This window comes from Pseudomonas viridiflava, assembly GCF_003702045.1.
Lineage (GTDB): Bacteria > Pseudomonadota > Gammaproteobacteria > Pseudomonadales > Pseudomonadaceae > Aquipseudomonas > Aquipseudomonas viridiflava_C.
Genome location: NZ_RBTP01000011.1, coordinates 43,721 through 63,056, shown reverse-complemented (window position 1 = coordinate 63,056; position 19,336 = coordinate 43,721). Strand labels below are relative to the sequence as shown.

General features: G+C 58.7%; 22 protein-coding genes. 10 read left to right on the top strand and 12 right to left on the bottom strand.

Annotation, left to right across the window (positions count from 1 at the left end; genetic code table 11):
- Positions 1-41: 41 nt before the first annotated feature.
- The 4 genes from ALP40_RS01765 to ALP40_RS01750 form a co-directional block, all read right to left on the bottom strand.
- Positions 42-578, bottom strand: coding sequence for a PaaI family thioesterase (locus ALP40_RS01765; RefSeq protein WP_122206580.1), 537 nt, complete (start codon positions 576-578; stop codon positions 42-44).
- 232 nt (positions 579-810) lie between these two features.
- Positions 811-1,017, bottom strand: coding sequence for a hypothetical protein (locus tag ALP40_RS01760; RefSeq protein WP_122206579.1), 207 nt, complete (start codon positions 1,015-1,017; stop codon positions 811-813).
- 114 nt (positions 1,018-1,131) lie between these two features.
- Entirely contained in the window at positions 1,132-1,614 is a 483-nt protein-coding gene (locus tag ALP40_RS01755) for a transcription elongation factor GreAB (protein ID WP_122206578.1), read from the bottom strand.
- Positions 1,615-1,617: 3 nt separating this feature from the next.
- The gene (locus ALP40_RS01750; RefSeq protein ID WP_122206577.1) at positions 1,618-2,004 is read right to left on the bottom strand and encodes a hypothetical protein; all 387 of its coding nucleotides are present in this window, start codon (positions 2,002-2,004) and stop codon (positions 1,618-1,620) included.
- Between the two features lie 163 nt (positions 2,005-2,167).
- On the opposite strand from ALP40_RS01750, the gene earP reads away from it, so the two are divergent.
- Together earP and ALP40_RS01740 are read left to right on the top strand one after the other, a co-directional pair.
- Positions 2,168-3,301 (top strand): elongation factor P maturation arginine rhamnosyltransferase EarP, encoded by a 1,134-nt coding sequence (gene earP / locus ALP40_RS01745; protein ID WP_122206576.1) that lies wholly within the window; start codon positions 2,168-2,170, stop codon positions 3,299-3,301.
- Between the two features lie 99 nt (positions 3,302-3,400).
- On the top strand, positions 3,401-3,970 hold the full coding sequence (locus ALP40_RS01740; RefSeq protein ID WP_002554550.1) for an elongation factor P: 570 nt from the start codon (positions 3,401-3,403) through the stop codon (positions 3,968-3,970).
- Positions 3,971-4,047: 77 nt separating this feature from the next.
- On the opposite strand, the gene ALP40_RS01735 is transcribed toward ALP40_RS01740, so the two are convergent.
- The 3 genes from ALP40_RS01735 to ALP40_RS01725 form a co-directional block, all read right to left on the bottom strand.
- Positions 4,048-5,067 carry an alpha/beta hydrolase gene (locus tag ALP40_RS01735; protein ID WP_122206575.1) on the bottom strand — a complete coding sequence of 340 codons (1,020 nt, stop codon included), beginning with the start codon at positions 5,065-5,067 and terminating at the stop codon, positions 4,048-4,050.
- Positions 5,068-5,092: 25 nt separating this feature from the next.
- On the bottom strand, positions 5,093-5,512 hold the full coding sequence (locus ALP40_RS01730; RefSeq protein ID WP_122206574.1) for an organic hydroperoxide resistance protein: 420 nt from the start codon (positions 5,510-5,512) through the stop codon (positions 5,093-5,095).
- Positions 5,513-5,853: 341 nt separating this feature from the next.
- The gene (locus tag ALP40_RS01725) at positions 5,854-6,327 is read right to left on the bottom strand and encodes a MarR family winged helix-turn-helix transcriptional regulator (RefSeq protein ID WP_122206573.1); all 474 of its coding nucleotides are present in this window, start codon (positions 6,325-6,327) and stop codon (positions 5,854-5,856) included.
- Between the two features lie 191 nt (positions 6,328-6,518).
- Here ALP40_RS01725 and ALP40_RS01720 point away from each other — a divergent pair, with 191 nt between their 5' ends.
- Positions 6,519-7,265, top strand: a complete 747-nt coding sequence (locus tag ALP40_RS01720) for a sulfite exporter TauE/SafE family protein (RefSeq protein WP_183135986.1) — start codon at positions 6,519-6,521, stop codon at positions 7,263-7,265.
- On the opposite strand, the gene ALP40_RS01715 is transcribed toward ALP40_RS01720, so the two are convergent.
- Positions 7,255-8,109 (bottom strand): LysR substrate-binding domain-containing protein, encoded by an 855-nt coding sequence (locus ALP40_RS01715; protein WP_122206571.1) that lies wholly within the window; start codon positions 8,107-8,109, stop codon positions 7,255-7,257. The genes ALP40_RS01720 and ALP40_RS01715 overlap by 11 nt on opposite strands.
- 137 nt (positions 8,110-8,246) lie before the next feature.
- On the opposite strand from ALP40_RS01715, the gene ALP40_RS01710 reads away from it, so the two are divergent.
- Both ALP40_RS01710 and ALP40_RS01705 read left to right on the top strand, forming a co-directional pair.
- Positions 8,247-8,429: a DUF1127 domain-containing protein gene (locus ALP40_RS01710; protein WP_409077495.1), complete on the top strand. Its 183-nt coding sequence runs from the start codon at positions 8,247-8,249 to the stop codon at positions 8,427-8,429.
- 50 nt (positions 8,430-8,479) lie between these two features.
- Positions 8,480-9,688, top strand: coding sequence for a winged helix-turn-helix domain-containing protein (locus ALP40_RS01705; RefSeq protein WP_122206570.1), 1,209 nt, complete (start codon positions 8,480-8,482; stop codon positions 9,686-9,688).
- Between the two features lie 7 nt (positions 9,689-9,695).
- Here the strand turns inward: ALP40_RS01705 and ALP40_RS01700 are convergent, their stop codons facing one another.
- Positions 9,696-11,042: a class II 3-deoxy-7-phosphoheptulonate synthase gene (locus ALP40_RS01700; RefSeq protein ID WP_122206569.1), complete on the bottom strand. Its 1,347-nt coding sequence runs from the start codon at positions 11,040-11,042 to the stop codon at positions 9,696-9,698.
- Between the two features lie 161 nt (positions 11,043-11,203).
- On the opposite strand from ALP40_RS01700, the gene ALP40_RS01695 reads away from it, so the two are divergent.
- Both ALP40_RS01695 and ALP40_RS01690 read left to right on the top strand, forming a co-directional pair.
- Complete coding sequence (locus ALP40_RS01695; RefSeq protein WP_122206568.1) at positions 11,204-11,965, top strand: spermidine synthase; 762 nt, start codon at positions 11,204-11,206, stop codon at positions 11,963-11,965.
- Positions 11,966-12,372: 407 nt separating this feature from the next.
- The gene (locus ALP40_RS01690; protein WP_175561695.1) at positions 12,373-14,070 is read left to right on the top strand and encodes a DEAD/DEAH box helicase; all 1,698 of its coding nucleotides are present in this window, start codon (positions 12,373-12,375) and stop codon (positions 14,068-14,070) included.
- A gap of 77 nt (positions 14,071-14,147) precedes the next feature.
- Here ALP40_RS01690 and ALP40_RS01685 read toward each other — a convergent pair whose 3' ends face one another.
- Positions 14,148-14,915 carry a class III extradiol ring-cleavage dioxygenase gene (locus ALP40_RS01685; RefSeq protein WP_122206567.1) on the bottom strand — a complete coding sequence of 256 codons (768 nt, stop codon included), beginning with the start codon at positions 14,913-14,915 and terminating at the stop codon, positions 14,148-14,150.
- Positions 14,916-15,018: 103 nt separating this feature from the next.
- Between ALP40_RS01685 and ALP40_RS01680 the strand changes: the two genes are divergently transcribed.
- Positions 15,019-15,678, top strand: a complete 660-nt coding sequence (locus tag ALP40_RS01680) for a thiopurine S-methyltransferase (protein WP_122206566.1) — start codon at positions 15,019-15,021, stop codon at positions 15,676-15,678.
- Between the two features lie 70 nt (positions 15,679-15,748).
- On the opposite strand, the gene htpX is transcribed toward ALP40_RS01680, so the two are convergent.
- Positions 15,749-16,636 carry a protease HtpX gene (gene htpX / locus ALP40_RS01675; RefSeq protein WP_122206565.1) on the bottom strand — a complete coding sequence of 296 codons (888 nt, stop codon included), beginning with the start codon at positions 16,634-16,636 and terminating at the stop codon, positions 15,749-15,751.
- A 268-nt stretch (positions 16,637-16,904) separates the two neighbouring features.
- Positions 16,905-18,116: a pyridoxal phosphate-dependent aminotransferase gene (locus ALP40_RS01670; RefSeq protein WP_083184809.1), complete on the bottom strand. Its 1,212-nt coding sequence runs from the start codon at positions 18,114-18,116 to the stop codon at positions 16,905-16,907.
- 191 nt (positions 18,117-18,307) lie between these two features.
- Between ALP40_RS01670 and msrB the strand changes: the two genes are divergently transcribed.
- Entirely contained in the window at positions 18,308-18,703 is a 396-nt protein-coding gene (gene msrB / locus ALP40_RS01665) for a peptide-methionine (R)-S-oxide reductase MsrB (RefSeq protein ID WP_122206564.1), read from the top strand.
- Positions 18,704-18,830: 127 nt separating this feature from the next.
- A complete protein-coding gene (locus ALP40_RS01660) occupies positions 18,831-19,316 on the top strand; it encodes a glutathione peroxidase (RefSeq protein ID WP_122206563.1) in 486 nt (161 codons plus the stop codon).
- Positions 19,317-19,336 lie beyond the last annotated feature (20 nt).

Sequence of the window (19,336 nt, the reverse complement as noted above, 5' to 3'; positions counted from 1 at the left end):
TCATCTGCGCCTTTTTTGTTTTTAAGAACAGCGAACATGCTTCAGCCCATGCTCAGGATGATGCAGGTCGTGCTGGCAGTTGCGTACAGGCGATCATCCACGTCATACAGACGGGCTTCGGCCAGGGCCGTGGATCGTCCGATGTGAACGACCTTGCCCTCGGCGCGAACCGGGCCGACTTTGTCGGTCAGGGCGCGGACATAGCTGACGCGCAGATCGGACATGGTGTAGCCCTGGCCTTTCTTGAGTCGGGTATGAATCGCGCAGGCCATGCATGAGTCAAGCAGGGTGGCGGCATAACCCCCATGCACGCTTCCCAGGGAGTTGTAATGTCGTTTATCCGGCGTGCCCTGAAAGATGAAATGCCCCTCTGCGAAAACCAGCGGAATGAAATCGAGCATTTCGCAAATTGCCGGGCTGGGTAAGTCTCCGCGACCAATCCCTTTGAAGTAATCGATCGGTTCCAGCAAAGCGGCTTCGGCAAGTGAAGTATTACCAGGGCCACCCAACGTTGCGCGCACCGTGCTCTCTTCCTCCAACCACTGTTGGATTTTTTCTTCGCGCGAGAGGTTTTGCATGACGCGGCACTCCTTCATCAGTCAAGCCAATGCTTTGATTACGATCGTAATCGCATGTTGATGATGGTCGCAATTAAATAATTCGATAAGGAGCGCAGCAATGGAGCCCAAACGGGTTCTGCCAATGAGTAATGCCAGTCTTTTAGAGGCGTACAGAGGTTTCACGGGGCTCCATTGCGGATGCCCCGATTTCACTGGAGATGTGTTTTCGTGTCAGCCGATATTCATGCGGTCAGTCGACAGGCTCCGGATACAGAGGTCTGGACAGGTGCATGATGCTCGCGTAGTCGTACACGTACTGACGTCCCGCATGGCTGGTCGAGCGCAGTTGGTCGATCAGCAGTCGCTCTTTTTTGTTCAGGTATCTCAACGCCGGATCTTGACTGGACTTCAGGCGATCACGTTCATGGGCGTCAGGGAATGCGATGACGTTCGTCATGAAAAATCTCCTTGGGTTTTAGTCCTTGCTTGCTTTGATGTAGCCCCGAGTACAGCGACGATGCCACCTTACCCATAAAAACTTGGCGTGATCAACCCTGAATAAGTCGTTATGTCAGAAGATGTGAGTGATCTCGAACAAATGTTCGCTGCCGTTTATGACAATCTGCACGTCGTCATCTGCAAATTTGCCCAGCAGTTGTTGACCCAACGGGGCTCTTGGTGTGATCACGGTGATCAATTGATCGCTCGCACTGACTTTCAAACCCGCAGCGTCGGGCCCCAGAAACAGGTACTGAGCCTGACCTGTGCCATTTTCGATTCTGATCAGATCACCGATCCGAATGCCGCGTGATGCATCAAACGGTGTGAATGGCCAGTCTTGATAGCACTTGAGCGATTGGCGGATTTCTTCGACCCGCCTGGCCTGGCCCGCAGCGAGGTAGGAGGCCTCAAGCCCTAATGTGTCGTACTTGTTCTCGGCGATGTTCTCTTCGTGCGTAGCGGTTTCATACGCGGTCTGAGCTGCCCGCTGTGCAACGTCCAGATCGATGTTCAGTTTCGCGACAATGCTTTGCAGTACAGCCTGTTTGTTCATGGTTTATCCGCAGAATTCATTGATGCTGGCGCGGCTTTTCTCGCTCGGCGCCGTACGGTCCTGCTGCATCCAGAAATCGCATTTGGAGCGGCTGAAATTACGTTGCTGTTGTTCCTGCACCTGTTCGCGCGCCTGGCGTGCTTCGCTTTCACGCAGGCTCTGTTCGTACTTTTTGAACATCGCGGTTTCCGGGTCCGCCTGCGGCACCGCTGGCGTGACCAACTGCGCCGCCGCTTTTTCCAGTATGACGGTCTGCGCTGGCGGCAGGCTTTTGTAGAGTAGCCAGCCAGTCAGAAACACTGCCATCGCACCCAGCCAGATGCCCGCTGCAATGCAAGCGATCAACTTCACGGAGACAGACAGTTCGCGACGACGGAGGTGAGACGGCATGGCTGAATTCCTGAGCAGGGCAACGGTGTGATTGTGCCATGTCTGAAGAGTGTGGATGACAATCGTAGATTCGGCGAATGTTCGTAAAGCGCTCTAGTCTGGTGCAGGCAGGTTGTTCTGAAGGACAATCGCATTTTTGATCACTCTGCCTCAGGGAGCCAGGATGAAAGCCTCTTGGGACATTTTTTGCAACGTTGTCGATAACTATGGCGATGTAGGCGTGACCTGGCGTCTTGCGCGCCAGTTGGTCGCCGAGCACGGCTTGAACATACGCTTGTGGATCGATGACCTGGCGGCGTTCGCGCGCCTGTGTCCGCAGGCCGATCCTCACGCTGCGCAACAGTGGCATGAAGGCGTCGAGGTGTGCCACTGGCCCAGGCAATGGGTGGACACAACGATGCCCGAAGGCGTGATCGAAGCCTTTGCTTGCCGTCTCCCCACACCCTACACGGACGCGATGCTGCAGTGTTCTGCGCGACCGGTTTGGCTGAACCTTGATTATCTCAGCGCTGAAGAGTGGGTGACCGGCTGTCATGGCCTGCCTTCGGTGCAATCGAGCGGCCTGAAAAAGTTCTTTTTCTTTCCCGGATTTCGTGAAACCACGGGCGGTTTGCTGCGCGAAAGAAGCCTGGTCGAGCAGCGTCGAGCTTACCAGCAGGACGCGGCGGCGCAGCGCGACTTCCTTGCTGACCTGGGGGTCACGGTACTTCCTGATACGCGCCTGCTCTCGGTGTTTGCCTACGAAAACCCGGCGCTGAGCAGTTGGCTGAATGCCTTGGCGAACGACACGCACGCTACGCACTTGCTGGTGCCGGAGGGGCGGATTCTGGTTGATCTTCAGCAGTGGCTCGGTGTAAGCGAGCTGTGTGCAGGCACGTTGCAGCAACGAGGTGCTCTGACCGTTCAGGTGTTGCCGTTCGTCAGGCAGGAAGATTATGACCGGCTGCTCTGGAGTTGCGATTTCAATGTGGTTCGGGGGGAAGATTCATTCGTGCGTGCGCAATGGGCGGGGAGGCCGATGCTCTGGCACATCTACCAGCAGGAAGGCGATGCCCATTTGCCCAAGCTTGACGCGTTTCTGGAGCTTTATCTGGCAGGACTCTCGCCTGAGGCAGGTCAGGCGCTCAACGCATTCTGGCAAGGCTGGAATGCTAGCCAAGGGCTGGACGAAGCCTGGCAACGCGTTGTGAATCACTGGCCCGAACTGCAAAGACACGCCGAGCAGTGGTGCGACGAGCAGGCCTCGCGGACTGATCTTGCTGCGGCGCTGGTGCAGTTTTATGTAAATTCGCTATGATACGCGGCCTTGATGTAAGGCTCTGTACGAAAAGTGCCTGCGCAGGCTATTTCTCGTACAGAGCCTTTGGTTAATTCAATCCAAATTCGGATATATGCAATGAAAACTGGTAAAGAGCTGAAACCCGGTACTGTGATCCGTCTGGAAAACGATCCTTGGCTGGTTCAGAAAGCTGAATTCACCAAGTCCGGTCGTAACAGCGCGATCATGAAGACCAAGCTGAAAAACCTGCTGACCGGTTACAAGACCGAGATCGTTTACAGCGCTGACGACAAACTGGACGACGTGATCCTGGACCGCAAAGAAGCGACCCTGTCCTTCATCAGCGGCGACACCTACACGTTCATGGACACTACTGACTACACCATGTACGAACTGAACGCCGAAGACATCGAAAGCGTTCTGCCTTTCGTTGAAGAAGGCATGACCGACGTTTGCGAAGCGGTGTTCTTCGAAGATCGTCTGGTTTCCGTAGAGCTGCCGACCACCATCGTGCGTCAGGTGGACTACACCGAAGGTTCGGCCCGTGGCGACACGTCCGGCAAGGTCATGAAGCCTGCCAAACTGAAGAACGGCACTGAGCTGAGCGTTGCTGACTTCATCGAAATCGGCGACATGATCGAGATCGATACCCGTGAAGGCGGTTCTTACAAAGGCCGTGCGAAGTAAGCAGGGTCGTGTAACCCGTTACGCAAGAAACCCGCAGCGATGCGGGTTTCTTTTTGCCTGCGATTTGACCGCTGTTGTTACTTCAAATGTGTTTTCAGTTCTTCGGACGCCTGCAGCATGGCAGAGCGAACTGCCGGCACCTGACTGACAACGTTGAGCAGGCCGTAGTCATGGATCATCCCGTTGTAGCGCACCGCGGTCACCGGCACGCCAGCCTGATCCAGTTTGCGGGCATAGGCTTCACCTTCGTCACGCAATACATCGGCGCTGGCCGTCTGAACCAGCGCAGGCGGCAGGCCTTTCAACTGCTCGGTCGTGGCGCGCAGCGGTGAGGCGTAAATCTCGTTACGCTGCGCTGCGTCGGTGGTGTAGTTGTCCCAGAACCACTTCATCATATTGCGGGTCAGGAAGTGACCCTCGGCATACTGGTCGTAGGAAGCGGTGTTGAAGTTGGCGTCGGTCACCGGCCATAGTAGCACCTGGTAACGCAGCGCTGGCGTGCCTTTGTCCTTGGCCATCAGCGCCACGACTGCCGCCATGTTGCCGCCGACACTGTTACCGGCCACGGCCAGGCGCTTGCCGTCGACGTTGATTTCTTTTCCGTGCTCGGCCACCCAGCGAGTGGCGGCGTAGGCCTGATTGATCGCGGTCGGGTAATGGGCTTCTGGCGAAGGCGTGTAATTGACGAACACCGCCACGGCGCCTGAACCTGCGACCAGATCCCGAACCAGACGCTCGTGAGTCTGGAAATCACCCAGTACCCAGCCGCCGCCGTGGAAGAACATGAAAACCGGCAAGGTCCCTTTGACGCTTGCAGGGCGCACGATAGTCAGGCTGATGGATTGCCCGTCGACCTTGATGGTCTTCTCGCTTACATCGGCCTTGGGCAGGGTCAGCTTCACGCCTGACTGAGCACCCACCAATACCGCACGCGCATCCTTGGGCGACAACTGCTCGATAGGCTTGCCGGTGCCCGAGTTCAGAGCATCCAGAAAGGCCTGAGTGTTGTGTTCCACACCCGAATCGCCAGCGGCAAATGCACTGCTGATTGATAGGGCGAGCAGGGTGCCGGCTAAAACATTGCTAAGGGTTTTCATGTTCGATTCCTGTGGCGATTAGGGGTTAGACGGTGACGTGCAGGTGCACATCGACGTTGCCACGGGTGGCGTTGGAGTATGGGCAGACCTGGTGAGCTGCCTCGACCAATTGTTGGGCATCGGCCTGTTCAAGACCGGGCAGGCTGATGTGCAGATCGATGTCCAGACCGAAACCGCCGGGAATCTGGCCGATACCGACATGGGCGGTGATCGAGGCATCGGCAGGGATGCTGCGCTTGCTTTGACCGGCTACGAACTTCAGTGCGCCGATGAAGCAGGCCGAGTAACCGGCAGCGAACAACTGCTCAGGGTTGGTGGCTTCGCCGCCTGCGCCGCCGAGTTCTTTCGGGGTCGCGAGTTTGACGTCGAGAATCTTGTCGCTGGAAACGGCGCGACCATCACGGCCACCGGTGGCGGTTGCAACAGCGGTATAGAGAGTGTTCATGGTATCGCTCCTCATTGAATCTTAATGTATACGCTAAATACTTGCGCGCCAACTAATCGCGAGCTGAATGTAGCTCGCAATTATTTTGCGCGCAAGTTAATTGTTGAAAAGAGTGAGGGCGGGCGATGAGGAGCGTATTCAGAGGGGGGGGCGTGCCGTACCGGCATTTCCGCACGGAGTACTCGCGGTCATGCACACGTCAGAAAGCGTGAAGAAACCTGGCTAAACCTCGAACGGCTGGCCGAATAGACATCGCGCAGGAGGTGGCTTGCCGACAGCCGCCTCCCCAAGGCGCATGGATCCAGTGCGACTGCTTACAGCAACCCGTCAGGCCGCGCTCGTTAGAGGCTGTTGTGCAGGTGTTTGCGCAGGCCGAGCAACTGGCCTTGCAGCTCCCGAAGCTGATCCATGTTCAGGCCACTGGCCGACAGGATGCACCCCGGCACTGTCAGGGCTTTGTGCTGCAGGGCGCGGCCTTGCTCGGTGAGGTGCAGCAACACCACGCGCTCGTCTTCCTTACTGCGTGTACGACTGATAAAGCCTTCACCTTCCAGACGCTTGAGCAGTGGCGTCAACGAACCCGGATCGGTCAGCAGGCGAGTGCTGACATCCCCTACGGTCAGGCCGTCCTGTTCCCACAGCACCATCATCGCCAAGTATTGCGGGTAGGTCAGTCCCAGTGCCTGAAGCAAAGGCTTGTAGACCTTGGTCATCATCAGCGAAGTGGAATACAAGGCGAAACACAACTGATTGTCCAGTAGCAGCGAGTCGCACTCGGTGGAGGCGTTGGGGGTAGAGCTGTCATCGGCGGCCATCGGCATTCCTCATGCGCTGTTAAAGAGGAGGGGTAATTTAGTGTTGCGATCTTTAATGCGCCAGATAATTCCGTCGCGCTCGGGTGTATGCCCCTTCAGGGAATTAAAAAAAGCAGCCTTACCCGTGATGATTGTTTGCGTCACGTACAAGACTGCGTAGCATTTGGCCATTGACTGGTTGGGGACGTGGCGTGATCGATGTTGTGATGTTTGTGGTGCTGGGAGCTGTAATGGGCACGCTGGGCGGGCTCTTCGGGATTGGCGGCGGTCTGGTGGCGATTCCCGCGTTGGGCGTGCTGTTCGGGCTGGATCAGCAATTGGCGCAGGGCACGGCATTGTTGATGGTGTTGCCCAACGTGTTGCTCGCGTTGTGGCGCTACAACCAGCGCAACCGGATTCTGCTGCGCAACGCACTCATGCTGATCGTGCCGAGTTTCATGTTCGCCTGGTTGACCTCTTTGCTGGCTGTGCGTCTCGATCCGCAAGGCATGCGGTTAGGCTTCATCGGATTTCTGGTCATCCTGACCGTGTTCAATCTTGCCCAGATGTACTGGCAAAAAGGGCAGGTCACTCCCCAATTACGCCACGAGAAAAGATTGTGGCTGCTGGGGGTGGGCTCCGGCATCACGGGCGGTCTGTTCGGAGTGGGGGGCGGAGTGATTGCAACGCCGATTCTGACCAGCGTCTTTGGCGCTACCCAGGTTGTGGCGCAAGGTCTGGCGTTGTCGCTGGCGGCCCCGAGCACTGGCATCACATTGGTGACGTATGCCTTGCATGACCATGTGAACTGGTCGATGGGCATACCGCTGGCCATTGGCGGCCTGGCCAGCATCAGTTGGGGCGTGAAGCTGGCGCACTCGCTGCCGGAGCGCAGACTGCGCTCGATGTTCTGCGTGTTTCTGGTGTTCTGCGCGGTGATCCTCGCGCTTAAAGTCTGAAACCCTCGGCAATGTAGTCGGCCATGCATTCGGTGATGGGCGAGGGGTTGTTCGGATTGCGCAACAACACCACGCTGGCGGTCGGCAGCTGCGGCAGGTTTTCCGCGTCGCCGAGGATGCGCAGGTCCGGCGTGACCAGGCTCTGCAGTTGTGCGGTCACCGCCAGACCCGCTCCGACCACTGCCATGATCGCCGACATGCTGGCGCTGCTGTAGGCGATCCGGTATTCACGCTCGATCGTGTCCAGCGCGTTGCAGGCCCACTCCCTGCAAAAGCAGTGCGTGTTGAACATCGCCAGCGGCATGGGTATCTGGTCGTGGGGCGCATGTCCTTCGGCCGCGACCCACACCAGACGCTCGCGTCGCAGCAATTGGCCGATCTCGTTCCCGGGCTGACGCGTCACGATGGTCAGGTCCAGGTCATGGCGCTGCAACAGCATGTCCGATGGCTCGCAATGCACTTCAACCTGCACCAGCGGATAGGCCTGTGAAAACTGCGACAGGATGCCCGGCAGAAATCGCATCACGTAGTCGTCCGGCGAGCCGATTTTTACCACGCCGACCATGTGCGGCTCACGCAACGTGTTGAACACTTCACTGTGAAGTTTGAGGATACGCCGCGCATAACCCAGCAGTACCTGACCCTCTGCCGTCAGGCTCAAGGTGCGGCCGTCCTTGCGAAACAGCGAGCGCTGGACGATGTCTTCTTCGAGCCGCTTCATTTGCATGCTCACCGCAGATTGCGTGCGATTGACCGCCTCGCCTGCCTTGGTGAAACCGCCGTGATCGGCAATAGCGACAAAGGTGCGTAACAGGTCGGTGTCGATGCTCGGGTAGTTGGCCACGCATCAATCTCCCAGATGGCTTTCATAAGAAACATTCGTTGGATTGATCTTAAGCCCGGCGCGAGACTTTAGTCACGGAGGGCGAGATGATGAAAGGTCAAAAAGGGTATGTGCTGGTATCTCGGTCGTCGCTGTCGATGCGGCTTGGCAACGCATTGCAATGGGCGATGAACCCTGTCGTGCGTCGGTACGAGTTACACCGTCAGCGCCTTTTTCTCGCGCAGATGAGCGATAACGCGCTCAAGGATTTGGGCTTGAGCAGGGCCGATGTTCAACGCGAGACGGAGCGTCCGTTCTGGGACGACCCTATGAACCGCTGACAGAGCGTGCTGGAATCGGCTAGCGTAACCGTTCGAACCGGGAGCGCCGAATGTCCGAATTATCCCTCAAGCAAGCACGTCGTCTGGCGCTGGCCGCCCAGGGTTTCAATGGGCGTCAGCCGCCAGCGACGATCAAGGCCAGCCACGTCACACAGATGATCAGACGACTCGGCGTGTTGCAAATCGACTCGGTCAATGCGCTGGTGCGTTCGCACTACCTGCCGCTGTTTTCGCGATTAGGCCATTATTCGCCGACATTGCTGGATCAGGCCGCGTGGAGCCAGGGGCGGCATCGGCGCCTGTTCGAGTACTGGGGGCACGAAGCGTCGCTGCTGCCCATTGAGCTGTACCCACTGATGCGCTGGCGCATGCGCCGAGCGGCGCAGGGCGAGTGCATTTACCAAGGCCTGGCCCGATTTGGTCGCGAACAGCAGAAGGCCATTGCACGCGTGCTGCAGGCCGTTCGCGAACGCGGCGCACTGGGCGCTGGCAGTCTGAGCACGCGTCAGGAAAAAGCCGGCCCTTGGTGGGACTGGAGCGTGGAAAAGCAGGCGTTGGAATGGTTGTTTGCAGCCGGTAAGGTCACTGTTGCAGGGCGTCGTGGTTTCGAGCGTCTATATGACCTGCCCGAACGCGTGCTGCCGATGGCGATACTCGATCAGCCGGAAATCAGCGAAGCCGACGCCCAGCGTGGGCTGTTGTTGCATGCCGTCAGAGCGCTGGGTGTCGGCACCGAAAAGGACTTGCGCGATTATTTCCGCCAGGACCCACAGCCCAGCCGCGCTCTGCTGGCGGAGCTGGTCGAGGACGGGACGCTTGAAGTGGCGCAGGTCCAGGGCTGGACCCACAAAGCGTTCTGTCTGCCGGACAGCAAGGTGCCGCGCAAGGTCAACGCAAGCGCGCTGCTGTCGCCGTTCGACTCGCTGGTCTGGGAGCGGGCGCGCACCGAGCGGCTGTTCGAATTTCGCTACCGGCTGGAAATCTACACGCCTCAGCACAAGCGCGTGTATGGCTACTACGTGCTGCCGTTTCTGCACAACGAGCACATCGCCGCCCGGATTGACCTGCGTTCCGAACGCGCAGCCGATCGACTGGCGGTGCATGCCGTACACGAAGAGCCGAACGGTCTGGACGAAGAGGGCGTGCAAGCCTTGGCGGACAATCTGCGCCATCTGGCCGAGTGGCTGGGGTTGGCGCAGATTCAGGTTAACTGCCAGCGCGACAGTGGAGTGCGGCTGGCAATGGCGCTACAGGGCTGAAGGTGGATCAGCGGCGTACCTGCTTCAGGGTTTCGGCAATCAGGAACGCCAGCTCCAGCGACTGATCGGCGTTCATGCGCGGGTCACAATGGGTGTGATAGCGATCCGACAAGCCATCCTCGGTGATCGGACGCGCCCCACCGATGCACTCGGTGACGTTCTGCCCGGTCATTTCGATATGAATGCCGCCTGCGTAGGTGCCTTCGGCCTGATGCACCTGGAAGAACTGTTTGACCTCGCCCAGAATCTGCGCGAAATCGCGAGTCTTGTAACCGCTGCTGGCCTTGATCGTGTTGCCGTGCATCGGGTCCGAACTCCACAGCACCTTGCGGCCTTCACGCTCGACGGCGCGAATCAACTGGGGCAGATGATCGCCCACCTTGTTCGCCCCCATGCGCGCGATGAGGTTCAGACGGCCCGGGTCGTTGCCCGGGTTAAGGGTGTCGATCAGGCGAATCAGGTCGTCGGTGTTCATGCTCGGGCCGATCTTGACGCCGATCGGGTTGTTCACGCCGCGCAGAAACTCGACATGCGCGCCGTCCAGCTGCCGGGTGCGGTCGCCGATCCACAGCATGTGTGCCGAGCAGTCGTAGTAATCGTTGGTCAGGCTGTCGCGCCGCACGAATGCTTCTTCGTAATTGAGCAGCAGGGCTTCGTGGGCGGTGAAGAAACTGGTTTCGCGCAATTGCGGCGACGTGTCCATGCCGCAGGCGCGCATGAATGCCAGGGTTTCGTCGATGCGGTCGGCGAGCTGGCTGTACTTTTCACCCAGTGCCGAATTGGCGATGAAATCCAGGTTCCACTGATGTACCTGATGCAGATCGGCGAAGCCGCCCTGTGCAAAGGCCCGCAGCAGGTTCAGGGTCGCGGTGGACTGGTTGTAGGCCTGAACTAGACGATCAGGGTCCGGAACGCGGCTTTTTTCATCGAAGCCAATGCCGTTGACGATGTCGCCGCGGTAGGCCGGAAATGTCACGCCATCAATGGTTTCATCATTGGACGAACGCGGCTTGGCAAATTGCCCCGCCATGCGCCCGACCTTGACCACCGGGCAGCCAGCCGCGAAGGTCATCACCACCGCCATCTGCAGCAGCACCTTGAATGTGTCGCGAATCTTGGCCGCCGAAAACTCCATGAAGCTTTCAGCGCAGTCGCCGCCCTGTAGCAGGAACGCGCGACCCTGAGTCACTTCGGCAAACTGGCGACGCAACTCTCGGGCCTCGCCGGCGAACACCAGCGGCGGGTAGCCGGCCAGGGTCTGTTCGACTTTCGCCAGATGTTCGGCGTCAGGGTAGTGAGGTTGCTGCTGAATCGGCAGTGCCCGCCAGCTATCGGGGCTCCAGGGTTGGCTCATTATTGGCTCTAGGGTTACGCAATCGGATCAGCATGTTAGCAGTTCGACGTGCCGCTGCCAGTGTGGCGCGGATAACTGGGGTGCCGTTGCAGCGTCCCAAGTGTGACAAAGCGCGTGGCATGGTCGACAATCCGCGTTTTGCGGGCCAATCGGGAACGGTAATGACGGATGAGCGTGAGCGCGTAGAACGGATTCTGGCGGAAGTCCACGACGACTTCGGCATGATTCGCGTGCTGGAAGTGGAGGACTACCGCTTCCTCGAATTTGGCGACGCCATCGAGCAGAGCTGCACCTTCACGGCCGATCCCAGTTGGCTGGAGTACGACTACACACGTGCCATGCTGATTGGTGCGTTGTGCCACGAGGCGCCTGAAAGCGCTTTGTTTCTGGGATTGGGTGCCGGAACGCTGACCCAGGCGTGCATGAAGTTTCTGCCGCTGGAGGATGTGGAGGTCATCGAACTGCGTCCGGACGTTCCGCGGCTGGCGATGGAGTACATGGGGCTCGACGACGATCCGCGTCTTTATATACGCATCGGCGATGCGCTCGATTTGCTCGACAGCACCGAGCCTGCGGATCTGATTTTCGTCGACCTCTATACCGACGTGGGCCCAGGCGTCGGGCACCTGGCCTGGAATTTCCTCCACGGCTGCCAGCAACGTTTGAATGCCGGTGGCTGGCTGATCATCAACCAGTGGGCGACCGACGACGGCAAGCCTTTGGGCGCTGCTCTGTTGCGCGGCCTTTATCATCGGCACTACTGGGAGCTGCCGGTGAAAGAGGGCAACGTCATCCTCATCGTGCCTGCGGATCTGGATCAGACGCTGGACATCGAAGCACTCTCCTTGCGCGCCGAAGCGCTGACGTCCCGGTTGGGTTACTCGCTTGACTCGTTGATCAAGTCAGTGCGGCCTGCAACCTGAGTCAGAGAAAACCCGAATTGAATGTGGGACAATTCGCCGCACGTCGAAAGTCCAGTCTCTGATCGTTTGCAAGAATCGGTGAAACGTTTAAGCTGCCGTCCCCGCAATCGCGGGGCCGTAAGGTGCCGGGCAGGAAGCTCAGGGTTTGAAACGCCTGATTTTTCTTGCCTGGCCGGCAACGTTTCGCAAAAAAAAGACTCACTTTCGTGCGCAATTCCGGTATAGTGCGCGCCGGCCTTAACGAGGCCCTCGTCGTGATATAGCAGTTCTCCGAAGCCCGCTTCGGTCGCGCGTTCGCACTGCGAACTATCATTGACGATCCATTCATCAAACGTTTTCGCAAATCCCCGCCGACAAAGCAGCCAGGGTGACCTCAAGGTCGTACACGGCACGCGCAGCTTTGAAGCATGGGTCTTTGCGGATGCACTAGAGGCAGACCCATGACCCAGGAAATCGGCGGCTTCGCCGCTCTCGAACTTCATCCCAATATCGTTGCAGCTGTCGTTGCCACTGGCTACGAAGAGCCTTCTGCCATTCAGCAGCAGTCGATCCCGATTATTCTCGCCGGTCACGACATGATTGGTCAGGCGCAAACCGGTACGGGTAAAACCGCCGCGTTCGCACTGCCTATCCTGCATCGCATCGACCCGAGCAAGCGCGAGCCGCAAGCACTGATCCTGGCCCCGACCCGCGAGCTGGCACTTCAAGTGGCCACCGCGTTCGAGACCTACGCAAAACAAATGCCGGGCGTGACCGTTGTAGCGGTCTACGGCGGCGCGCCGATGGGCCCTCAGTTGAAGGCCATCCGCAACGGCGCTCAAATCGTCGTCGCTACTCCAGGCCGTCTGTGCGATCACCTTCGCCGTGACGAAAAAGTCCTGGCGACCGTGAACCACCTGGTTCTCGACGAAGCGGACGAAATGCTGAAGCTGGGCTTCATGGACGACCTGGAAGTGATCTTCAAGGCCATGCCTGAGACTCGCCAGACCGTTCTGTTCTCGGCCACGCTGCCACAGTCGATCCGTGCCATCGCCGAACGCCACCTGCGCGATCCGAAGCACGTCAAGATCCAGACCAAGACCCAGACCGTTACCGCGATCGAGCAGGCTCACCTGCTGGTTCACGCTGATCAGAAGACCTCGGCTGTTCTGAGCCTGCTGGAAGTCGAAGACTTCGACGCCCTGATCATGTTCGTCCGTACCAAGCAGGCGACCCTGGACCTGGCAAGCGCGCTGGAAGCCAAAGGCTACAAGGCTGCTGCTCTGAACGGCGACATCGCTCAGAACCAGCGCGAGCGCGTCATCGACTCCCTCAAGGATGGCCGTCTGGACATCGTTGTGGCGACCGACGTGGCTGCTCGTGGTCTTGACGTTCCGCGTATCACTCACGTGTTCAACGTGGACATGCCTTACGATCCAGAGTCCTACGTTCACCGTATCGGCCGTACTGGCCGTGCCGGTCGCGAAGGCCGTGCCTTGCTGCTGGTCACGCCGCGTGAGCGTCGCATGCTGCAGGTGATCGAGCGCGTCACTGGCCAGAAGGTTGCGGAAGTCCGCCTGCCGGACGCCCAGGCTGTGCTGGATGCCCGTATCAAGAAACTGACCAACAGCCTGTCGCCACTGGTTGCCGACGCCGAGTCGACCCACGGCGATCTGCTGGACCGTCTGACTGCCGACATCGGTTGCACCCCGCGTGCACTGGCTGCCGCTCTTCTGCGCAAGGCCACCAATGGTCAGGCGCTGACGCTTGCCGCCATCGAGCGTGAGCGTCCACTGGTTCCGAACAACGCCCCGCGTGGCGATCGTCCGGAGCGCAGCGGTGACCGTCCAGAGCGCGAGCGTCGTGCGCCGGTTCCATTGGCCGAAGGCCGTGCTCGTTGCCGTACCGCGCTGGGTGCGCGTGATGGTATCGCTGCCAAGAACCTGCTGGGTGCAATCCTCAACGAAGGCGGCCTGGCCCGCGAAGCGATCGGCCGTATCCAGGTCCGTGATAGCTTCAGCCTGGTCGAACTGCCGGAAGATGGCCTCGAGCGCCTGCTGACCAAGCTCAAGGACACCCGCGTTGCCGGCAAGCAGTTGAAGCTGCGTCGCTATCGCGAGGATTGATCCGCTCTTGAGCTGATCGTCCAATAAAAAATCCCCGACTGGTTCGGGGATTTTTTTTACCTCGGATTTTTCAGACTTCAACCGAAGCGATAGATGTCCATGCCCAGCGCGCCCATCGTGAAGCCTTGGTGCGTCACGCTGAACTCACCGCCTGCACCTATGGCGAAGTACAGCGGCAGCAGGTGTTCGTCACTGGGGTGAGCCCTTACCGCGTGGGGTGCCAGCGTGCGGTACTGGTGCAGGGCGGCTTCGTCGTCGTCTGCCATTTTCTTGATCATCCAGTCTCTGAACGCTTGCGCCCAAGCCTCGACCTGCGTCGAATCATCGTTCCAGCTCAATTCGCCCAGATTGTGGGTGATGCTGCCGGAGCCGATGATCAGTACGTGCTTCTCACGCAAGCCCGCAAGCGCCTTGCCGACGCGGGTTTGCATGGAGGGGCCTTGTCTGCTGGGCAAGGAAATCTGCACGACCGGAATATCGGCCTGCGGGTACATCAGTGAAAGCGGTACCCAGACGCCGTGATCGAAAGGGCGTCTGCTGTCGATGCGCACGGGCAAGCCGTCGGCCGCCAGCAGGTCTGCCACTTCCCGGCTTAACTCGGGCAAGCCGGGCGCGGGGTATTGCACGGCAAATAGTTCAGCGGGAAAGCCGCCGAAGTCGTGCCAGGTTTCTGGTAGGGGATTGGCGTTAACGATCAGTTCGTGGCTTTCCCAGTGTGCCGATACAATGAGTATGGCGCGGGGTCTGGGGAGCTCCGCTGCGAGGCGTTTCAACACTGGGCCGCTCTCGCCGGGCTGCAGCGCCAGCATCGGCGATCCGTGGGAAATAAACAGGCTTGGGAACATTGGAGCACCAGATAAGACAGTGATGGCCTCATCTTGGTCCATCGTCATCATCAAAATCTAATATAAGTTCTGAGGCTTTTTGATCAGTTTTTCAGGAGGGTGCATGGAAGCGGACTTTTGGCAGCAACGTTGGGCATCGGGTCAGATCGGTTTTCATCAGGCTGAAGTCAATCAGGATCTGCGTAGGTTCTGGCCCGAACTCGAACTGCAGAAGGGCGCCCGCGTGCTGGTGCCGCTGTGTGGTAAGAGTCACGACATGAGCTGGCTCGTCGGGCAGGGGTTTCACGTGGTGGGCGTTGAGCTGTCGCGGACGGCAGTCGAGGTGTATTTTGCCGAGCACCAGCTTGAGCCGCGGGTGACACAGCGTGGAGGCTTCACCCTGTACTCGGCAGTAGGCATCGACATCTGGTGTGGCGATTTCTTTGCGCTGACGGCACAGGATATTGGTCAGTGTGTGGCGTTTTATGATCGTGCCGCCATGATCGCGCTGCCTTCTGACATCCGTGAGCGCTATGTCCTACAGCTTGAACGTTTGCTGCCGTCGACGTGTGTCGGTTTGCTGATTACCCTGGATTACGACCAGACCGAGCTCAACGGCCCACCGTTCTCCGTCCCTCACCAGTGGCTGCAAGCGTTTGTAGAGGCGCACTGGCGCATAGCGAAGGTTGAGACGCACGACGCGCTCCACAGCAGCCCCAAAGCGCTCAAGGCCGGGGTAGGGCGTCTGGATGAATGTGTTTACTGGCTGGAGCGTAGGTATTAAAGCAGGCAGGGGGATCAAACAGAAAAATAAGGGCGACTCACGTCGCCCTTATTTCGTTGCTTCGGATCAATCAACCGCGGCGGCGCAGGGCCTCGATGCGGACTTCCAGTGGAGGGTGGCTCATGAACAGGCCGGCGATGCCGTGCTTCAGGCTGGCGTTGATGCCGAACGCTGTCAGGCTGTCCGGCATGTTTACCGGTACGCCCTGTTCGGAGCGCAAGCGCTGCAAGGCACTGATCATCGACTGGGTGCCCGCCAGGCGCGCACCGGCCTCGTCAGCGCGGAATTCACGTTTGCGCGAGAACCACATCACGATGGCGCTGGCCAAAAAGCCCAAAACCAGTTCGGCAAAGATCGTGGTGATGTAGTAGGCGATGCCCTGACCGTTTTCGGTCTTGAAAATCACCTTGTCGACGAAGTTGCCGATGATGCGGGCGAAGAACATCACGAAGGTGTTCACCACGCCCTGCACCAGCGCCAGCGTCACCATATCGCCGTTGGACACGTGACCGATCTCGTGAGCCAGAACGGCCTTGACCTCGTCCGGTGAAAACCGCTCCAGCAAGCCCTGGCTGACCGCGACCAGCGCGTCATTCTTGTTCCAGCCCGTTGCGAAGGCGTTGGCCTCGTAAGCCGGAAAAATACCGACCTCCGGCATCTTGATGCCTGCATCACGGGACAGTTGTTCCACGGTCTGCAACAGCCATTGTTCGTGGCGGGTGCGCGGCTGGGTGATGATCTGAGTGCCGGTGCTCATTTTCGCCATCCATTTGGAAATGAACAGCGAGAACAGCGAGCCCGCGAAACCGAACACAGCGCAGAAGACCAGCAGCTGATTGAGGTTCAGATCAACCCCGTTGGCCGCCATGAACCCATTGAAGCCAAAAAGGCTCAAGGTGATGCTGGCTATCAGCACGACCGCAAGGTTAGTGGCCAAAAACAGCAAAATGCGCATCATGGTCGAAACGTTCTCCTCAGAGTAAATATGTAACCGGATGCCGGGTATATAAGGTGATGCCGGTTGCTATTCAACAGAGGGACTATTTCAAACTGTGTCCTCTTGTCTGATCCGATGGTAATCCCGTCAAGCTGAACGGCGCCTGAGCCACAGCCCCCGACGCTGCAGCAGATGAATGCCGCAAAAACGACCGGGTCGGCCCAAGGCATAAATAAAATGCCCCGAACAGGCCGGGGCACATTGCGAGGGCATCACATCCGGTAGTGGCCTACTGGCGATAACCCTTCAAAAAGTTGCCGATGCGGCCAATGGCCTGCTCCAGTTCGTCAACGCGTGGCAGGGTCACGACGCGGAAGTGATCGGGCCAAGGCCAGTTGAATGCAGTGCCTTGCACAACCAGCAGTTTTTCCGACAGCAGCAGGTCCAGCACGAATTTCTCATCGTTGTGGATCGGGCAGATTTTCGGGTCGATCCGCGGGAAGGCATACAGCGCACCCATTGGCTTGACGCAGCTCACACCGGGAATGTCGTTGAGCAATTCCCAGGTGCGGTTGCGCTGCTCAAGCAGCCGGCCCGGTGGCAGGATCAGGTCGTTGATGCTCTGATAACCGCCCAATGCAGTCTGAATGGCATGCTGGCTCGGCACGTTGGCACACAGGCGCATGTTGGCCAGGATGTCGATGCCTTCGATATAGCTCTGCGCGTTGTGTTTCGGACCGGAAATGGCGATCCAGCCTGAGCGGAAACCGGCGACCCGGTATGACTTGGACAGGCCGTTGAAGGTCAGGCACAGCAGGTCGGGTGCCAGCGATGCCGTGCAGACATGCACGGCATCGTCGTAGAGAATCTTGTCGTAGATTTCGTCGGAGAACACCACGAGGTTGTGCTGGCGAGCGATTTCCAGCATGCCCAGCAACACTTCCTTGGAGTAGACGGCGCCCGTCGGGTTGTTCGGGTTGATGATCACCATCGCTTTGGTATTGGGCGTGATCTTGGCCTTGATGTCGGCCAGGTCCGGCCACCAGTTGGCCTGTTCGTCGCACAGGTAATGCACCGGATTGCCGCCGGACAACGCCACTGCAGCGGTCCACAACGGATAGTCGGGTGCCGGGACCAGCACTTCATCGCCATTGTTGAGCAGCGCCTGCATCGACATCACGATCAGCTCGGACACGCCGTTGCCCAGATAAATGTCTTCGATGCCGACACCTTCGACCTGCTTCTGCTGGTAATACTGCATCACGGCCTTGCGGGCGCTGAACAGGCCTTTGGAGTCGCTGTAACCCTGAGCCGTCGGCAGGTTGCGGATCACGTCCTGCAGGATTTCGTCGGGCGCCTCGAAACCAAACGGTGCCGGGTTGCCGATGTTCAGCTTGAGGATGCGATGGCCTTCCTCTTCCAGGCGTTTGGCGTGCTTGAGCACCGGCCCGCGAATGTCGTAGCAGACGTTAGCGAGCTTGTTCGATTTGCTGAACTGCATGGTGATGATCCCGAAAATGGACGAGCTGTTGCTGACTTGCAATTGAAGGTCGCTGCACGAAACACGATGAAATGGATTTGTGCGCGACAAACGCGGGTGCCAGACTGACGTCCGACCTGGCGCAATCATACGTGCCACCTGATCTGCGGAAAAGACACAGATCAGGCTTTTTCAGCATTGGAGGTGTACCTGTGGACAAGTTGCAGAAAACGCTCGAAGAGTGGCGCGAGATGCTTGACCCCACCCAATACGAAGTCTGCCGTCTGAAAGCGACCGAGCGGCCCTTCACGGGCAAGTACAACGATACCAAGACCCCTGGCGTCTACCATTGCGTGTGCTGCAATGAGCCGTTGTTCGATTCTGAAACCAAGTTCGATTCAGGCTGTGGCTGGCCCAGCTTCTACGCGCCCATCGAAGGCAGTGCAGTGGTGGAGGTGCGTGATATCAGCCACGGCATGATTCGCACCGAAGTGGTCTGCTCCAAGTGTGACGCGCACCTGGGGCATGTGTTTCCGGACGGTCCGCCCCCGACGGGTTTGCGCTACTGCATCAACTCGGTGTGCCTGAACCTGGAAGCCAGGGCCTAGCCGTGAATCCCGGAGCGGTCGCTGCGCTTATCGCGTTTTATCAACGTCGGAAATTGAAGTGCGCGCCGCTCGATTGCACGCTAACGTCATAGGCCGTCCCGCGACCCCATCACCCCGAGGCATTGTCATGAGCGAAAACCTGTTGAGCATCCCCTGCACCACTATTGAAGGGGAGCAGAAAACCCTCGCTGATTTTGCTGGCAAGGCTGTGCTGGTGGTCAATACCGCCAGCAAATGCGGTTTCACGCCGCAGTACAAGGGGCTGGAAAAACTCTGGCAGGACTACAAGGACAAGGGGCTGGTCGTGCTTGGCTTTCCCTGCAACCAGTTCGGCAAACAAGAGCCCGGCGACGAGGGCGCCATATCCGGGTTCTGCGAACTCAACTACGGCGTTAGCTTTCCGCTGTTCAAGAAAATCGACGTCAATGGCGATCAGGCACACCCGCTGTTCATCCAGCTCAAGAAAGAGGCGCCAGGGCTGTTGGGCTCGGAGCGGATCAAGTGGAATTTCACCAAGTTTCTGATCGGCAAGGACGGCAAGCTGGTCAAGCGCTTCGCACCGCTGACCAAGCCTGAAGAGCTGACCGGGGAAATCGAAGCGTTGCTGCGATAGACCCTGCATGCTGCATCGCT

Bases quoted from the DNA above. Each gene is read 5' to 3' on its own strand.
- htpX (WP_122206565.1), bottom strand. From the start codon at position 16,636: ATGATGCGCATTTTGCTGTTTTTGGCCACTAACCTTGCGGTCGTGCTG.
- ALP40_RS01680 (WP_122206566.1), top strand. From the start codon at position 15,019: ATGGAAGCGGACTTTTGGCAGCAACGTTGGGCATCGGGTCAGATCGGT.
- earP (WP_122206576.1), top strand. From the start codon at position 2,168: ATGAAAGCCTCTTGGGACATTTTTTGCAACGTTGTCGATAACTATGGC.
- ALP40_RS01730 (WP_122206574.1), bottom strand. From the start codon at position 5,512: ATGAACACTCTCTATACCGCTGTTGCAACCGCCACCGGTGGCCGTGAT.
- ALP40_RS01750 (WP_122206577.1), bottom strand. From the start codon at position 2,004: ATGCCGTCTCACCTCCGTCGTCGCGAACTGTCTGTCTCCGTGAAGTTG.
- ALP40_RS01765 (WP_122206580.1), bottom strand. From the start codon at position 578: ATGCAAAACCTCTCGCGCGAAGAAAAAATCCAACAGTGGTTGGAGGAA.
- ALP40_RS01660 (WP_122206563.1), top strand. From the start codon at position 18,831: ATGAGCGAAAACCTGTTGAGCATCCCCTGCACCACTATTGAAGGGGAG.
- ALP40_RS01690 (WP_175561695.1), top strand. From the start codon at position 12,373: ATGGGTCTTTGCGGATGCACTAGAGGCAGACCCATGACCCAGGAAATC.
- ALP40_RS01710 (WP_409077495.1), top strand. From the start codon at position 8,247: ATGCGGCTTGGCAACGCATTGCAATGGGCGATGAACCCTGTCGTGCGT.
- ALP40_RS01740 (WP_002554550.1), top strand. From the start codon at position 3,401: ATGAAAACTGGTAAAGAGCTGAAACCCGGTACTGTGATCCGTCTGGAA.
- ALP40_RS01670 (WP_083184809.1), bottom strand. From the start codon at position 18,116: ATGCAGTTCAGCAAATCGAACAAGCTCGCTAACGTCTGCTACGACATT.
- ALP40_RS01685 (WP_122206567.1), bottom strand. From the start codon at position 14,915: ATGTTCCCAAGCCTGTTTATTTCCCACGGATCGCCGATGCTGGCGCTG.
- ALP40_RS01725 (WP_122206573.1), bottom strand. From the start codon at position 6,327: ATGGCCGCCGATGACAGCTCTACCCCCAACGCCTCCACCGAGTGCGAC.
- ALP40_RS01760 (WP_122206579.1), bottom strand. From the start codon at position 1,017: ATGACGAACGTCATCGCATTCCCTGACGCCCATGAACGTGATCGCCTG.
- ALP40_RS01735 (WP_122206575.1), bottom strand. From the start codon at position 5,067: ATGAAAACCCTTAGCAATGTTTTAGCCGGCACCCTGCTCGCCCTATCA.
- ALP40_RS01705 (WP_122206570.1), top strand. From the start codon at position 8,480: ATGTCCGAATTATCCCTCAAGCAAGCACGTCGTCTGGCGCTGGCCGCC.
- ALP40_RS01695 (WP_122206568.1), top strand. From the start codon at position 11,204: ATGACGGATGAGCGTGAGCGCGTAGAACGGATTCTGGCGGAAGTCCAC.
- ALP40_RS01700 (WP_122206569.1), bottom strand. From the start codon at position 11,042: ATGAGCCAACCCTGGAGCCCCGATAGCTGGCGGGCACTGCCGATTCAG.
- ALP40_RS01755 (WP_122206578.1), bottom strand. From the start codon at position 1,614: ATGAACAAACAGGCTGTACTGCAAAGCATTGTCGCGAAACTGAACATC.